The following is a 15,008-nucleotide window of genomic DNA, read 5'->3' on the forward strand; positions in this document are numbered from 1 at the left end:
AAAACCGGTGCGTGCTGCTCTTGCCCGAAAGTCTCCGTCCGGTCCAAACTCGGAACAAAGATCAGGAGCCCTTTGTGAGACGTCATTTTCTGAGCCTCGGCACAGCTCTGGCCGTAACCTGTCTGTATGCAGCACAGGCCGCCGAACCCACTTCCAGCCTGCCGGTCACACCGGACATGATCCAGACTGGCAGCGATATTCCTGCCCATGTCAGCATGCCACCGGTCGATCGCGACTATATCAAGCGCGACGTCATGATTCCGATGCGCGACGGGATCAAGCTCCATACCGTCATCGTTATTCCCAAAAACGCCAAAAATGCGCCGATGCTTCTGACGCGCACGCCCTACAATGCCAGCGAGCGCGCCAGCCGCGATGCGGATGCGAAAACCATGCGCGCGCTCCTGCCGCAGGGAGACGACGTGTTCGTGGATGGGGGCTATATCCGCATTTTTCAGGATATTCGCGGCAAATACGGCTCACAGGGCGACTATGTCATGACGCGGCCCCCGATCGGTCCGCTGAACCCGACGAAGACGGATGACACGACCGATGCTTGGGATACGATCGACTGGCTGGTTAAGAATGTGCCGCAGGGGAATGGCCGCGTTGGCATGACCGGATCGTCCTATGAGGGCTGGACGGTCGTCATGGCGCTGCTGGACCCGCACCCGGCTCTGAAGGTTGCCTCTCCGGAAAGCCCGATGGTCGATGGCTGGATGGGCGACGACTGGTTCCATTACGGCGCATTCCGCCAGCCCAGTCTGGATTATTTTGCCGCTCAGATGGCGGCCGCGGGCTCCGGTGTTTCGCTCGACCGTCCTGACGAGGATGACTACACGACGTTCCTTGCGGATGTTTCCACAGGCAATTTCGCGACGAAAGCCGGGCTGGACCAGTTCCCTTGGTGGCGCCGCACGAAAGCGCATCCGGCCTATGACGCGTTCTGGCAGGATCAGGCGCTGGATCAGCTGATCGTGAAAAAGCCGCTCAAGGTTCCGACCATCTGGGAACAGGGACTGTGGGATCAGGAAGACATGTGGGGCGCGATCCATTCCTGGATGAACCTCAAGGCGCATCATACGCAGGTTCCGAACATTCTCGTCATGGGGCCGTGGCGCCATAGCGGTGTGAATTATGATGGCTCCACGCTCGGTCCGCTGCATTTCAATGGCGATACGGCGCTGTGGTATCGCGCCACTGTCATGCGTCCGTTCTTCGACCACTATCTGAAAGACGCGCCCGATCCGCATCTGGACGAAGCCATTATCTACAATACCGGCGAGAACCACTGGGACCACTTCCGCAACTGGCTGAGCGACTGTGGCACGTCGTGCTTGCAGAAAGGTGAGCGCCTGTATCTCCAGCCGGACCATGGTCTTGCGTTCAAGCGCACCTTGCCCGGAACGGACAGCTATGTGGCCGATCCAGCGCATCCGGTGCCGTTTGTCGAGCGTCCTTACATGATGGACGGAGATCCTCGCTGGAAGCCTTGGCTTGTGTCAGATCAGCGCTTTGCTGAGAGCCGCCCGGATGTCCTGACCTACGAGACTCCCGTTCTTGATGCGCCGGTTCGGGTTTCGGGCGTACCGACGGCGGATCTGTTCGCTTCGACCACCGGAACGGATGCGGACTGGGTCGTGAAGATCATCGACGTCCAGCCCGGTCACACGCCGGACAATCCCAAAATGGGCGGGTATGAGCTTCCGATGTCCATGGATATTTTCCGCGGCCGTTACCGGCAGAATTTTGCTCATCCGTCCGCCATTCCGGCGGGACAGGTGCAGGAATACCACTTCACGCTTCCGGCCATGAACCATGTGTTCCTCAAGGGACACCGGATCATGATCCAGATCCAGTCGAGCTGGTTCCCGCTCTATGACCGCAATCCCCAGACCTTCGTGCCGAACATTTTCGACGCCAAGGCACCGGAGTACCGTGCGGCCACACAGACTATCCACCGGGGTGGCGACCATGCCAGCGCCGTCTGGCTCCCAGTCGTCACGGCAGCACCGTAATTTATTCAGCAAACTCGTCAGACAGGTTCGGCCTCCCCATATGGGGAGGCTGTCCTTTTAACGGAGCATCATCATGACGACCCCGTCTTCCAACCTGTCCTCCATTCTCCTTGGCGCAGGCTGCTTCTGGTGCGTCGAGGCCGTCTTTACGGGCCTGCGCGGCATTATTTCGGCTGAGCCGGGCTACGCTGGCGGCAGTGTTGAAAACCCGAGCTATGAAGACGTTTGCACAGGCCGGACGGGCCATGCCGAAGTTGTGAAAGTCGTGTTCGATCCGGCCGAAATCGGTTTGGAGGACGTACTCCGCGTGTTCTTCACGACCCATGATCCCACACAGCTCAACCGTCAGGGTAACGATATCGGTACGCAGTATCGGTCCGTTATTTTTGGCGATGCCGTCCAGCAGGACACTGCCAGAAAAGTTCTGGATGAAATTACTGCGGAGGGTCTGTGGCCGGAGCCGATCGTCACCTCCATTGAAGGTCCGGCCCATTTCTGGCCCGCTGAGGAAAAGCATCACGATTATTTCGCCCGCAACCCGCAGACCGCCTATTGTGCAGCCGTCGTGGCGCCCAAGGTTGCCAAGGCGCGCAAGCTCTATCGGGATCGTCTCAAACAGCCGGACTGACAGGCGCGGGGTGCTTTGTCATGGCACATTTTTCGGATAACGTGACAAACCATGACAGAAACTCCCGTCTTTCCCACACTCCGTACCCGTCAGGCCCGTTACGCAGCGGGCGTGGCACTCCGCAAAACTGTCAAGCGCAGCAGCCACGCGCTTTGGACGCCTCCAGCCACACGGCCCGATCCGATCGGAATTCTGCTGGGGCAGGGAAAGAGCCGGATTGCGGACCTGCTTCCCATCCGCCATCAGCGCATGAAAGCCTCGCCCTTCGCATTCCTGCGTGGTGCCGCGGCCATTATGGCCTCGGACCTGTCCTTCACACCCGCGACCGGGATTCGCGTTCAGTCCTGCGGAGACTGCCATCTCGATAATTTCGGCTGCTATCCATCTCCGGAAGGGCTGCCCGTTTTCGATATCAATGATTTCGACGAGACGGCACCGGCGACATTCGAGTGGGATCTCAAACGTCTGGCAACCAGCCTTGTGCTGGCCGGGCGCGAGGCGTCCTTGTCTGAAAAGCACTGTCGCCGTCTGGCCGTTTCCGCTGTCCGGCAGTATGTCGAAGAAATTGCGCGCCTGTCGGAATTGACGCCGCTTCAGGCCTGGAATGTGCGGATTGATCTGCGGGCCGTCATAGACGGCATCAAGGACAATACGACGCGTACGGGCATGATGGAGAAAATCCAGTCACAACTTGGGGCTATTTCCGGTCATTTCGGGATGATCGACCCCAAGTCCTCGGTGCGCTTGAAGGAGCACCCGCCCTTCGTCACGCGCCTGCCACAGCATAACGATATCGTCCGTGGCGCCTTTGCGCGCTATGTCAGCGATCTGCCGCCCGAGCGCAGGATCGTGCTGGAACGCTATGCACTGCAGGACGTGCTGTTCAAGGTTGTGGGGATTGGCAGCGTCGGGACATTCTGTGCGCTCGGGCTCTTCACCACAGCGGATCATGAACCACTCATCCTTCAGATCAAGGAAGCCCAGACATCCGTGCTTGAGCCCTTTCAGGGCGCGGTGGACCTTCCCAATCACGGGGAGCGCGTCGTGACGGGGCAGCGGATCATGCAGGCCAGTTCAGACACATTTCTGGGCTGGACCCAGACTACGGGCAAACACACAACGTCCCAGACGGGCCGCAAGGCTGGCGGGGGCCGGGACTTCTATGTCCGTCAGACCAAGGATGTGCGTCTGGCCATGATCGGCGAGAAAATCGAGAACGCTCTTCTGCCCGAATATGCGGCGTTATGTGGACGCACGCTTGGGCGGTCGCATGGCCGATCGGCCGATCTTTCGCTGCTGGCGGGTTATCTGGGGAAAGGCCAGTCCTTTGCCTCCGCCATTGCCGATTTTGCGGTTCGTTACGCCGATCAGAGCGAAAAGGACTGGAAAGCCTTCACGCAGGCGATTGCGGACAAGCGCGTCTGCTGTGCTTGAGGTTTACTCCTCGTTTTCCAGATGGAAGCGGTCGGACTCTTCGTCGTAGTCGAAGAGTTCGGCATAGCGGGCCCAGCCGATCGCCGTGGTGAGAGTCTGGCGGGCGTAATCAGGCGACATGCTCTCTTCCATCGCTTTGCGGAAACGCGCGGCATCCACGACGTGGCTTGAACGCTCGTCGAGCGTGCCGCGGATGGAGCGGAGCAGGGGCAGGTGATGGAGCAATGCAGTCCGCATCAGGTCCTTGCGGGTGTCGGAATCGCCTTCGACAAACGCCTGACCATCGGGCGTAAGCAGGATGTCGCCATCTTCCAGTTCCGCCAAATCCAGAAGCTGAAGGGATTCCCCGAGCGGCAGCAGGTCATCGAGCGTCATCTGAAGCCGCTGCGCCAGTTCCGGCAGATCCGCACGACCGGATAGCGGTTCGCTTTGCAGCACTTCCATCAGCCCGACCAGAACCTCCACGGCGAGATCGGGCAGGACGATGGAGAAGGGTGGCAGGCTTTCACCTGAGCCGGAATTTGACTGCACCAGCTCTGCTTCAGACACGATCGGAGCACGACGGGTCATCAACGTGTAGATCTGATCCACGAAGCGGCGGAAATCTTCGTCCTCACGGTTACGGGGATGGGGGAAGGGCACCGCAATCTCGTGCGTGACGCGGCCGGGGCTGGAGGAGAAAATGAGGATGCGGTCACACATCAGAACGGCTTCCTCGATCCCGTGCGTCGCCAGAAGCATGGCCTTGAGGGGCAGGCGTTTTTCGTCCCACAATTCGATGAGGTCGGTACGCAGGTTTTCCGCACTCAGCATGTCCAGCGCCGAAAACGGCTCGTCCAGCAGCAGCAGCGACGGCTGAAGCGCCAGGGCTCGGGCGAAAGAGACGCGCTGACTGAGAGCGTCTGACAGTTCTTTCGGATAGGCGTTTTCGTAGCCTTCAAGCCCCATGACCGCGATGGCAGCATCCGTCATGGCTTCGCGTTCTGCCCGCGGCAGACGGCGCATTTCCAGACCAAGAGCCACATTCTGCCGCAGCGTGAGCCAAGGAAACAGCGCACCGGACTGAAAGACGGTCGCCACGCCATCCAGCGGGCCGGCCACGGGCATGTCCTGCCAGAGCACCTCTCCCGACACCGGCGGAGTCAGTCCCGCCATGATCCGCAGCAGGGAGGATTTCCCCGACCCCGACCGTCCGAGAAGGCCGAGGATTTCTCCGGCTCTCACATCGAAGCTGATGTGATCGAGCACGACCAGATCCGTGCTGCTCTCCTTAAGATAAGTCTGGCGACATTCGCGAAGGGACAGAAGGGATTTCATGGATCTGGAATTTCAGCCTGAGGTTCAGAGGGTATATTTTAGAGAGTATATTTTTGGGCCGCATTCACGGCGAGAGGTTGTAGGATCAGACGGTCGAGCAGCATGGACAGCAGCGTCAGCAGCATCAGGGCAAGGATCTGCGCGCCCAAGGCCCCGCCGAGCACTTCGGACAGCAGTGTGGCGCCCAGACCGCTATCGGACGGCACGAAAGCCTCTGCCACCATCACAGCATTCCAGACCGGCACCACAGCCGTCAGCAAACCGCCGCAGAGTTCGGGGGCGATGGCGGGCAGAAGCAGCCTGCGCCACAGGAGTAAACCTCGCAGTCTCAGGCCGGTGGCGACCTGTCGCAGTCCTGAAGGAATAGCTTTTGCTGCGTCCAGCACCACGATCCCGACCAGCCAGTGTGCGCCCAGAAAAAGCAGCACGATCGCGGAATTGAGACCCAGTTCCCGACACAGCGGATAGAGCAGGACAGCCGGAAAAAGTCCGCAGGCCGCGGCAGCATTTCGGCAGACATTGCGTAGGGACGCCCGGCTTTCGCTGATGAGCAGCCCCAAGGGGACCCACACCAGAAGACACAGGACCAGCGTTCCACAGACATGCGACAGCGTCAGGATACTCTCGGTGAGGTCCGAGGGAACAAGCGGCAGTAAGCCCGCATGGTAGATCGCGTAAACCAGCACAAACAGCGAAAGGACCGGAAGGATCGCTCGGGGGAACTCGCGGGCAGCCACGTCCTGTTCGGGAAGAATGCTCCGGGGGCGCCCGATCCGCCAGTTTCCGATCCAGGCGAGAGCCTCGCCCAATGTTCCGCTGAGCCAGAGCATCGGTTTTGTCCGACGCCAGATCCTCAGCAGCCAGGACTGGGGGCGAGGGCGCTCCTCCAGAGGACCTTCCGGCCGGTAACGCTGCGCCCAGCCCAGAACCGGGCGCATGACGGCCTGATCGACGAGAAGGATCAGCAGAAGAATGACGAGCGAGATTTCGACAATTCTGAGCGGGTGGTGATCCAGCATGGCGTGGAGAACTGCTGCACCACATCCTCCATCCGTCCGATGGCTCATCAGCATCATCAGACCTTCCGCAGCCAGAAGGCGCACCCAGAACGCCGGCATGGACTGCATGGCCCTGAAGGTCGTCAGCGGTACTGCGACGGGAATCTGCAATCGCCAGAAACGCTGCCATCCTGTCATCCGCAGGCCGGTGGCCACTTCGTCGAGGGCGGGTGGGAGCGTATCTTCCGCATCCAGAACAGCCGTGACGATCCGCCAGATCATGCTGGAGGCCGCAACCAGAACGATGGTCACAGAAGCAGGGAAAATAGCCGCGAAGATCCCGATCAGGCCGAGACCCGGAACGGCCCGTGCAACCGAGAGAGCGGGGATCAGGAACGCTCTGAAACGCGGCCACTGACATGCGGCTCCGGATATGAGCAGGGAGAGGATCACAACGGTCATGAGCGCCAGAGCGACATGCAGCAGGGTCAGGACTGCGGCGCTCCAAACGCCGACAGAGATACTTGGCAATGCCCCCGATACGACCGGGACCGCCGGAGCGTGTCGAACCACAAGGAGCGCGATTGCGGCGGCACAGAACAGGATCGAAAGCTCGACGCCGCTCATGCGCTGGCGCCAGCGATGCATGATCCGCAGGGGCATGGCCATCGGGCTGCCCGTCATGGTGCGTGCTGTCCTCGTTCCTGATGGAAACCAGAGGTTAAAAAAAGACCTCTGGAAGTCTCAAGTGTTTTTTGCATGCCAGCAAGCCAAGATCAGTGGCCGGTGCTGCCAAAACCGCTGTGACCCCGCGCGGTCTCGTCCAGTGTCTCGACTTCTGACCAGCGCAGACGGGAGACGGGGGCCAGAACGCCCTGTGCGATCCGGGTGCCACGCTCGACCGTAAAGGGTTCGGTGCCCGCGTTCATGACGATGATGCGAAGTTCGCCGCGATAGTCTTCGTCGATGGTGCCGGGCGAATTGGGCAGGGTAATGCCGTGCTTGAGCGCCAGCCCCGAGCGCGGACGGACCTGAAGCTCGTAGGCAGGCGGCAGGGCGATGCACAGCCCGGTCGGGACGAGGACGCGCTCACCCGGAGCGATCGTCAAAGGCGCATCCACAGCGGCCAGAAAATCGAATCCTGCGGCCCCGGCAGTGGCGTAGGCAGGGAGGGGAAGCCCCTCGGAATGAGGCAGGCGCGTGATGCGCACATCAATCAGGTCTGTCGTCATGACCCTGTCTTACCCCGGATTATGCACCCTGTGAAAGCGGGTTGACGAAGAACGCGACAATCCGTTCAACGAGCTGTTCCGCAACGTCGGTCTTGTCCATTTCCGGCCAGCTTTGCAGGCCATGATCGTCAATCAGGCTGACCGTATTGCGCATCGCACCGAACACGCCATGACGGACATCATTGGCCACCAGCCAGTCACATCCCTTACGCAGCCGTTTGGCCTGCGCGTTTTGCAGCACATCGTCCGTCTCGGCGGCAAAACCCACGACAAGGCGCGGACGCTGAGGCGAACGGCAGAGCGTTGCCAGAATGTCTGGGTTCTCCACCAGTTCAAGCGTGGGAGGCCCGCCGCCAGTTTTCTTGATTTTGCCGGAGGCGATGTCTTTTGCACGCCAGTCGCTGACGGCTGCCGTGCAGATTACGACATCGGCTGGCAGAGCGGCTTCACAGGCGGCGAGCATCTCGCGCGCGGTCTGGACCGGAATGCGGCGTACGCCCTCGGGGACAGGAATCGAAACCGGACCACTAACGAGCGTGACGGTCGCGCCCCGCTTCGCCAGAGCCGCCGCGATGGCATAGCCCTGCCGTCCTGAAGAATGGTTTGACAGGAAGCGCACGGGATCGAGCGGCTCGACCGTCGGGCCTGCCGTCACCAGAACATGACGTCCGGAGAGGGACTGGTCGGGCGTCAGAAGACGCAGAATCGCATCGCGGATAACCGGAGGTTCGCTCAGACGTCCGGCGCCGACTTCGCCACAAGCCATGCTGCCCACATCAGGGCCGATCACGGAAACGCCGCGTGCCTCCAGCAGCTTCAGATTGGCCTGTGTGGCGGGGTGCTCCCACATCCGCACATTCATGGCCGGGGCCAGCAGAATGGGGGACGTGGTCGCGAGAAGCAGTGTGGTCGGCAGATCATCCGCCAGCCCATGGGCCATACGCGCCATAATGTTGGCTGTGGCGGGGCAGACAACGACCAGATCCGCGCTTCGGGCCAAGGCGATATGGCCGATTTCGCTTTCCTGCGTGGGTTCGAACAGCGCGTCATGAACACGCTCGCCCGCCAGCGTTTCAAGGCTGAGCGGCGTGACGAACGCCTTCGCTGCTTCGGTCATGACGGGCGTGACGGCAATACCATCCGCCCGCAGCAGGCGCACGAGTTCGAGCGCCCGGAACGCCGCGATGCCTCCCGAGACGATCAGCAGGACGCGGCGCATGGCCTTACAGACGCCAGCCGGAATGGATGGCGGCGATGCCACCCGACAGGTTGCGGTACTGGACCTGCTCCAGCCCGGCATCGCGCATCATCTGGGCCAACGTTTCCTGATCGGGGAACATGCGGATGCTCTCGGCGAGATACTGGTAGCTCTCGGAGTCCTTGGCGATGATCTGGCCCATTTTGGGAAGAACCTGAAAGGACCAGAGATCGTAAATCGGTGCGAGGGCCGCGATCTCAACCTGCGAAAATTCGAGGCAGAAGAAGCGTCCGCCCGGCTTGAGAACGCGACGCGCCTCCCGAAGAACTGCCAGCTTGTCTGTGCAGTTGCGCAGGCCAAAGGCAATCGTCACGCGATCGACGGAACAGTCGGGGAGAGGGATGGCTTCCGCGTCCACGACACAGACCTCGATCTTGCCGATCAGCCCGGCCTTGATGGCGCGGTCACGCCCGACGGACAGCATGGCGGCATTGATGTCGGACAGGATGGCCGGGCCACCTCCAGCACGCAGCCAGCCAAACGTGATGTCACCCGTACCGCCTGCCAGATCCAGCAGCTTCATGTTGGGGCGCGGGTTAAGCATCCCAACGAAAATGCGCTTCCAGACGCGATGAATTCCCAGCGACATCACGTCATTCATGATGTCGTATTTCCCGGCGACGCTCTCGAACACCTCCCGGACCATCGTCTTTTTCTGGCCACGCGGGACATTGCGGTAGCCGAAATCGATGGTGTCCTCGACATGTTCGGAGGACTGGAAGGGCGAGGCGTTGTGTTCTGCGCTATCGGTCATGGGGCAATCGATATATCGTTGAGGCCAGCCATGCCAGAGCTTCCAGAAGTCGAAACCGTCATGCGCGGGTTTCGTGATGCCTTTGAAGGGCATCGAATCAGCCATGTTTCCGTCAACCGCCCCGATCTTCGATGGCCGTTTCCCGCAGATCTGCGGGAGAAGCTGGAAGGTCAGCGCGTCCTCTCCTTCCGCAGACGCGCGAAGTATATTCTCATGCGTCTTGAAGGCGGCTGGAGTATGCTGCTGCATCTGGGTATGTCGGGCCGACTCACGATCGGCAGGGCCGGGACGAATGCGACTCCGCCAGCACATGAACATCTAGTTCTGGAGACGGACAGCGGTGCGCGGGCAGGGCTTGTCGATCCCCGGCGCTTTGGCAGCGTCGATCTTGTTCGCACAGGCAAAGAGGAGGATCATCGCCTTCTCGCGCATCTGGGCATGGAGCCTCTTTCTCCCACCATGATGGGACAGGCACTGACGGAGCTGTTTCGGGGCAGGCGTACACCGGTTAAATCCGCTTTACTGGATCAGAAGCTGATTGCGGGTCTGGGCAATATCTATGTCTGCGAAGCCCTGTTCCGCTGCGGCATTCATCCCGAACGACAGGCCTGCACACTGACCAATGTTGAGACGCAGGCTCTTTCAGAGGCCATTCCACAGATTCTGGAGCAGGCGATCGCGTCCGGGGGGTCGTCCCTGCGCGACTATGTGCAAGCTGACGGCACCAAAGGCGGCTTTCAGGATCTGCATCTTGTCTATGGCCGCGAAGGAGCGCCCTGTCCGAATTGCGGGGATGCCAGTCCGATCCAGCGCATCACGCAGTCCGGGCGTTCGACGTTCTTCTGCCCGACCTGCCAGAAATAACCGCGGAGAGAAGCGAGGGCGGAAAGATGCCCCCATCCTGTGTAAAATGTGCAAAACGCTTGACGGGACCCGCCAGAGGGGAGTAGAGGGCGCCAACCATTTACGCGACCAAAACGCAAAGTGAACCGAAAGATCCATGGCAAACACAGCTTCTGCCCGTAAGCGCATCCGTCAGAATGAACGTCGCCGTGAGCGCAACGTCGCCCGCATGTCCCGTATGCGTACGTTCATCAAGAAGGTCGAACTCGCCATCCAGTCCGGCGACAAGTCCGCTGCTGCGGAAGCCTTCAAGGTTGCACAGCCGGAAATGCAGCGCGCAGCAGGCAAGGGCGTGATCGCAAAGAACACGATCAGCCGCAAGCTGTCCCGCCTGTCCGCTCGCGTAAAGGCTCTGGCAACCGCCTGAGCTTCACCTTCGGGTTGGAACTGAAGAACGCGCTCCCCTCAAGGAGCGCGTTCTTTTTTGACTGCGCCCCAGAATTTTTTCCGAGCATCTGACTTGGGGTTGCTTATGGGGAACACCCCCATGACATCCCGCTGAACCCTTCGTGTTCCAGCTTGCTTCGGGCAGAACGGACGCCTATCCTGAGCGTTCGACAAAAAAATATCGGATGTCTGGCTCTCCGGGATTTTCCTGCGTTCCTGATGCGGATTTTCTGTCGAGAGCACAACCGCCCTGCGCGCAGGGACCAACAACTGATGCCCGCGTGCTGCGGGACTGGATATGAAAGGGGGTACAATGGTGGAAAACGCTCAGTATCTGGACGCCAGCGCCTCCGCCCCCGGTTCGACGACACCGCTTGAGACCGCCTGGGTCCGCGTTCGTGAGAAACTGAAGAGTGAGGTTGGCGAGGTCGAATACCGGACATGGCTCCGGCAGATCGTTCTGGGGCCACTCGACGAAGATGAACTGACTCTCTATCTGCCCACGCGATTCCTCCGCGATTGGGTTCGCAGCCAGTATGAGGAGCGTCTTCAGACGCTCTGGCGGACTGAGCGCGAAGACATCAAAGGCGTGGAGCTTCAGGTCAAGCGAGGGCTACCCGAAGTTCCGGCGGACGACGTCGAAGACTCGGACGACACAACAGGTCTTTCCAGTGAGACTGCGCCACAAAGCGCTGTGTCCGAGAGCCGGAGCGATCTGGCCGTCCCGCTTGATCCGCGCTTCACGTTCGACACCTTCATCGTCGGCAAGCCGAACGAATTCGCCTATGCCTGTGCGCGTCGTGTGGCCGAAAAGCCATCAAGCCCCGGCTTCAATCCGCTGTTTCTGTATGGCGGCGTAGGTCTCGGCAAGACGCACCTGATGCACGCCATCGGCACGGAACTAACCCGCACCGGCAAGGTCTCCGTGGCTTATATGTCTGCGGAAAAGTTCATGTACCGCTTCATCGCGGCGATCCGTTCGCAGTCCACGATGGAATTCAAGGAACAGCTCCGGTCCGTTGACGTGCTGATGATCGACGATCTTCAGTTTTTGATCGGCAAAGACAACACGCAGGAAGAATTCTTCCATACGTTCAATGCTCTTGTGGATGCTGGCCGCCAGATCATCGTCAGTGCCGACAAGAGCCCGTCTGACCTCTCCGGACTTGAGGACCGTCTGCGGACCCGTCTGGGCTGCGGCATGGTCGCGGATATCCATGCCACGACCTTCGAGCTGCGCATTTCCATTCTGGAAGCCAAGGCCAAAGCTTCGGGCACGCATGTTCCGTCAAAGGTTCTGGAATATCTCGCCCACAAGATCACGACCAATGTCCGTGAGCTTGAAGGGGCGCTCAATCGTCTGATCGCCCATGCCGATCTCGTTGGCCGCCCGGTGACACTCGATACGACGCAGGATGTTCTCAAGGACATGCTAAAAGCCCACGATCGCCGCGTCACGATCGAGGAAATCCAGCGCAAGGTTTCCGAGCACTGGAATATCCGCCTGACGGACATGTCCTCTGCCCGCCGCGCGCGCGCCGTCGCTCGCCCGCGTCAGGTCGCCATGTATCTGGCCAAACAGTTGACAAGCCGCTCGCTGCCGGAAATCGGACGCAAATTCGGCAACCGCGATCACACGACGGTCATGCATGCCGTCAACCGCGTGACCGAGCTGATGGATCAGGATACGTCCTTTGCCGAAGACGTAGAACTGCTGCGCCGGATGCTCGAAGGCTGACCTCCGCCAGCCCCCGATCCCTCTCTTTCCCGAGGGGCGGGGGTCTGCTAGGTTCTCTCAATTAATTCAAGATCTTCCCCGAGGCCCGGAATGAAATTCAAGGTTGACCGTACCCTGCTGCAACGGGCTCTGGCGCATATTCATGGCGTTGCGGAAAAGCGGAATACCATTCCCATTCTGGCCAACGTTCTGATGAGCTTTGAGGGCGATGTTCTGCGCCTGACGGCCACGGATATGGAAATCGCCGTCGTGGAAGATGTTCCCGCGACGGGCGAGCGCTCCGGCTCTACCACTGTGCCTGCTGCGGTGCTTTTCGAAATTGTCCGCAAACTGCCGGATGGTGTGGCACTTGAGTTCGATCATCAGGACAGCGAAGCGCCGCTCGCCCTGCGTGCGGGCCGTTATGCCACCAGCCTAAACGTCCTCCCGGTCGACGACTTCCCGGCTATGGTCGCCGGAGATCTGCCGCATCGTTTCTCGCTTCCCGCAGCAACACTGCGCGGTCTGATCGACCGCACCAAATTCGCGATTTCAAACGAAGAAACCCGCTACTACCTGAACGGTATCTATCTGCACGTCGCGGAAAATGCGGCCACTCCGATGTTGCGCGCCGTCGCCACGGACGGTCATCGTCTGGCGCGTGTTGAGACAGATCTGCCCGAAGGCGCGCGTGGCATGCCGGGCGTCATTATTCCGCGCAAGACGGTTAACGAACTGCGCAAGCTGCTGGATGAAGGAGCAGCCGATCTGGAAGTCTCCCTGTCCGACACACGCATCCAGTTTCAGGCCGGGCCAGTCCTTCTGACTTCCAAGCTGATCGACGGAACCTTCCCGGAATATGAGCGCGTTATTCCGAAGGGCAATGACCGCATCCTGCGCGTCGGCAAGCGTGATTTCGCAGCGGCTGTCGGTCGCGTCGCGGCCATCAGCCAGGAGCGGTCGCGTCCGGTCAAACTGTCTGTCACGCAAAACATGCTCAACCTCTCCGCCACCAGCCCCGATCAGGGCGTGGCGCATGAGGAACTGGACGAAAACGCCGTCTCCTACGATGCCGCACCCATCGAAATCGGCTTTCAGGCGCGTTACCTGACGGACATTACCGATCAGATCGACGTGGAAGTGGAATTCGCATTTTCCGACAGTTCCGCGCCCACCATCGTACGTGACACGGCGTCGCCTTCGGCGCTGTATGTTCTGATGCCCATGCGGGTCTGAACACGAGCCACGATTGAAACTCATCCGGCTCGCGCTGACGGATTTCCGGAACTATACCCACAGCGTCTGGGCCCCGGATGCCTCCATTCTGGTCCTGACGGGAGAGAACGGGTCCGGAAAGACCAATCTGCTGGAAGCCGTTTCCATGCTGGCCCCCGGGCGCGGATTAAGGGGCGCGCCACTTCCTGCCCTGTGTCGTACGGGAGCAGAACGATGGGGCGTTGCGGCGACGCTCCAGTCCGGCCTGGATGAATTCCGGATCGGAACAGGAAGTGAGTTAAACGAAAAACAGCGCCGGACATTCCGGCTCGACGGCGAAAACATCCGCTCTCAGGCCGCAATCGGCCAAAGATTTTCCTGTGTCTGGCTGACCCCGCAGATGGATCGGCTTTTTCAAGAAGGCTCCAGCGGTCGGCGGCGCTTTCTGGATCGGCTGGTCATGGCCCTCTCTCCCGATCATGGTCGCCAGATTGCCGCCCATGACCGCTCGGTTGTCAGTCGGAACAGGGTTCTGGCGGATCGCCCGACCGAGACAGCCTGGCTCGCGTCCATTGAAGATTCCATCGCCCGGCATGCGGTTGCGGCCTCTGCAGCCCGCCTCGCACTCGTTGAGAGTATGAACGCACATCCATTTGAGAATAATGGATTTTCTGCCAGCACATTGCATCTGGACTGCGCCGTTTCCAACCGCCTGGCATCTCAACCCGCTCTGGACGTCGAAGACTGGATCAGAAACAGTCTTCAGCAATCCCGCACTGAAGACCGGCAACGCGCCACCACGTCCATCGGGGCGCACAGGACCGATTTCACCCTTTCGGACACTGCCACGGGACGTCCTGCAGAACTCTCCAGCAGCGGTCAGCAGAAAGTCATGCTGACTGGCACAATTCTGTCCCACGCGCGGCTGATGACACAGGAACGGGGGCAGGCTCCCGCTATCCTGCTGGATGAACCTCTGGTCCATCTGGACGAAACCCGCCGCTTCGCCCTTCTCGACAGTCTTGCGAAACTGCAGGCCCCCGTTCTGATTACCGGTACGGACCACGCGCCTTTTGCAGCACTCGAAGGCCGGGCCCAGTTTTTTTCGGTCAGGAACGGAAGCATATCTCCGGCCTGACGCACGCCC

The 15,008-nt window shown here is 60.4% G+C and carries 13 protein-coding genes; 8 read left to right on the forward strand and 5 right to left on the reverse strand.

The features are described from left to right. Nucleotides 1-74 precede the first annotated feature (74 nt). The 3 genes from GKO01_RS06675 (at nt 75) to GKO01_RS06685 (ending at nt 4,080) form a co-directional block, all read left to right on the forward strand. A complete protein-coding gene (locus tag GKO01_RS06675) occupies nt 75-2,018 on the forward strand; it encodes a CocE/NonD family hydrolase (protein WP_099286374.1) in 1,944 nt (647 codons plus the stop codon). Nucleotides 2,019-2,091: 73 nt separating this feature from the next. After that, on the forward strand, nt 2,092-2,646 hold the full coding sequence (gene msrA / locus GKO01_RS06680) for a peptide-methionine (S)-S-oxide reductase MsrA (RefSeq protein WP_099286375.1): 555 nt from the start codon (nt 2,092-2,094) through the stop codon (nt 2,644-2,646). 51 nt (nt 2,647-2,697) lie between these two features. After that, nucleotides 2,698-4,080, forward strand: coding sequence for a DUF2252 domain-containing protein (locus GKO01_RS06685; RefSeq protein WP_099286376.1), 1,383 nt, complete (start codon nt 2,698-2,700; stop codon nt 4,078-4,080). A 3-nt stretch (nt 4,081-4,083) separates the two neighbouring features. Here the strand turns inward: GKO01_RS06685 and GKO01_RS06690 are convergent, their stop codons facing one another. From GKO01_RS06690 to GKO01_RS06710, 5 genes are all read right to left on the reverse strand, one after another. Continuing rightward, nucleotides 4,084-5,397, reverse strand: a complete 1,314-nt coding sequence (locus GKO01_RS06690; RefSeq protein ID WP_099286377.1) for an ABC transporter ATP-binding protein — start codon at nt 5,395-5,397, stop codon at nt 4,084-4,086. Between the two features lie 38 nt (nt 5,398-5,435). Next, nucleotides 5,436-7,079 (reverse strand): ABC transporter permease family protein, encoded by a 1,644-nt coding sequence (locus GKO01_RS06695; RefSeq protein ID WP_099286378.1) that lies wholly within the window; start codon nt 7,077-7,079, stop codon nt 5,436-5,438. A 92-nt stretch (nt 7,080-7,171) separates the two neighbouring features. Next, complete coding sequence (dut, locus tag GKO01_RS06700; protein ID WP_099286379.1) at nt 7,172-7,627, reverse strand: dUTP diphosphatase; 456 nt, start codon at nt 7,625-7,627, stop codon at nt 7,172-7,174. Between the two features lie 19 nt (nt 7,628-7,646). Next, nucleotides 7,647-8,846 carry a bifunctional phosphopantothenoylcysteine decarboxylase/phosphopantothenate--cysteine ligase CoaBC gene (gene coaBC, locus GKO01_RS06705; RefSeq protein ID WP_099286380.1) on the reverse strand — a complete coding sequence of 400 codons (1,200 nt, stop codon included), beginning with the start codon at nt 8,844-8,846 and terminating at the stop codon, nt 7,647-7,649. A gap of 4 nt (nt 8,847-8,850) precedes the next feature. After that, nucleotides 8,851-9,639 (reverse strand): class I SAM-dependent methyltransferase, encoded by a 789-nt coding sequence (locus GKO01_RS06710; protein ID WP_099286381.1) that lies wholly within the window; start codon nt 9,637-9,639, stop codon nt 8,851-8,853. Between the two features lie 30 nt (nt 9,640-9,669). Between GKO01_RS06710 and mutM the strand changes: the two genes are divergently transcribed. From mutM to recF, 5 genes are all read left to right on the forward strand, one after another. After that, nucleotides 9,670-10,503 carry a bifunctional DNA-formamidopyrimidine glycosylase/DNA-(apurinic or apyrimidinic site) lyase gene (gene mutM, locus GKO01_RS06715; protein WP_099286382.1) on the forward strand — a complete coding sequence of 278 codons (834 nt, stop codon included), beginning with the start codon at nt 9,670-9,672 and terminating at the stop codon, nt 10,501-10,503. A gap of 136 nt (nt 10,504-10,639) precedes the next feature. After that, a complete protein-coding gene (rpsT, locus tag GKO01_RS06720) occupies nt 10,640-10,909 on the forward strand; it encodes a 30S ribosomal protein S20 (RefSeq protein WP_062031354.1) in 270 nt (89 codons plus the stop codon). Between the two features lie 333 nt (nt 10,910-11,242). Then, a complete protein-coding gene (gene dnaA, locus GKO01_RS06725) occupies nt 11,243-12,667 on the forward strand; it encodes a chromosomal replication initiator protein DnaA (RefSeq protein ID WP_241009321.1) in 1,425 nt (474 codons plus the stop codon). Nucleotides 12,668-12,757: 90 nt separating this feature from the next. After that, nucleotides 12,758-13,882 carry a DNA polymerase III subunit beta gene (gene dnaN, locus GKO01_RS06730; RefSeq protein ID WP_099286383.1) on the forward strand — a complete coding sequence of 375 codons (1,125 nt, stop codon included), beginning with the start codon at nt 12,758-12,760 and terminating at the stop codon, nt 13,880-13,882. Between the two features lie 13 nt (nt 13,883-13,895). Further along, nucleotides 13,896-14,999, forward strand: a complete 1,104-nt coding sequence (recF, locus tag GKO01_RS06735) for a DNA replication/repair protein RecF (protein WP_099286384.1) — start codon at nt 13,896-13,898, stop codon at nt 14,997-14,999. The last annotated feature ends 9 nt before the right edge of the window (nt 15,000-15,008 follow it).

This window comes from Gluconobacter kondonii (assembly GCF_002723995.1).
GTDB classification, from domain to species: Bacteria; Pseudomonadota; Alphaproteobacteria; order Acetobacterales; family Acetobacteraceae; genus Gluconobacter; species Gluconobacter kondonii.

Coding starts and splice junctions, on each gene's coding strand:
- msrA (WP_099286375.1), top strand. CDS start 2,092: ATGACGACCCCGTCTTCCAACCTGTCCTCCATTCTCCTTGGCGCAGGC.
- GKO01_RS06685 (WP_099286376.1), top strand. CDS start 2,698: ATGACAGAAACTCCCGTCTTTCCCACACTCCGTACCCGTCAGGCCCGT.
- GKO01_RS06690 (WP_099286377.1), bottom strand. CDS start 5,397: ATGAAATCCCTTCTGTCCCTTCGCGAATGTCGCCAGACTTATCTTAAG.
- GKO01_RS06695 (WP_099286378.1), bottom strand. CDS start 7,079: ATGACGGGCAGCCCGATGGCCATGCCCCTGCGGATCATGCATCGCTGG.
- dut (WP_099286379.1), bottom strand. CDS start 7,627: ATGACGACAGACCTGATTGATGTGCGCATCACGCGCCTGCCTCATTCC.
- coaBC (WP_099286380.1), bottom strand. CDS start 8,846: ATGCGCCGCGTCCTGCTGATCGTCTCGGGAGGCATCGCGGCGTTCCGG.
- GKO01_RS06710 (WP_099286381.1), bottom strand. CDS start 9,639: ATGACCGATAGCGCAGAACACAACGCCTCGCCCTTCCAGTCCTCCGAA.
- mutM (WP_099286382.1), top strand. CDS start 9,670: ATGCCAGAGCTTCCAGAAGTCGAAACCGTCATGCGCGGGTTTCGTGAT.
- rpsT (WP_062031354.1), top strand. CDS start 10,640: ATGGCAAACACAGCTTCTGCCCGTAAGCGCATCCGTCAGAATGAACGT.
- dnaA (WP_241009321.1), top strand. CDS start 11,243: ATGGTGGAAAACGCTCAGTATCTGGACGCCAGCGCCTCCGCCCCCGGT.
- dnaN (WP_099286383.1), top strand. CDS start 12,758: ATGAAATTCAAGGTTGACCGTACCCTGCTGCAACGGGCTCTGGCGCAT.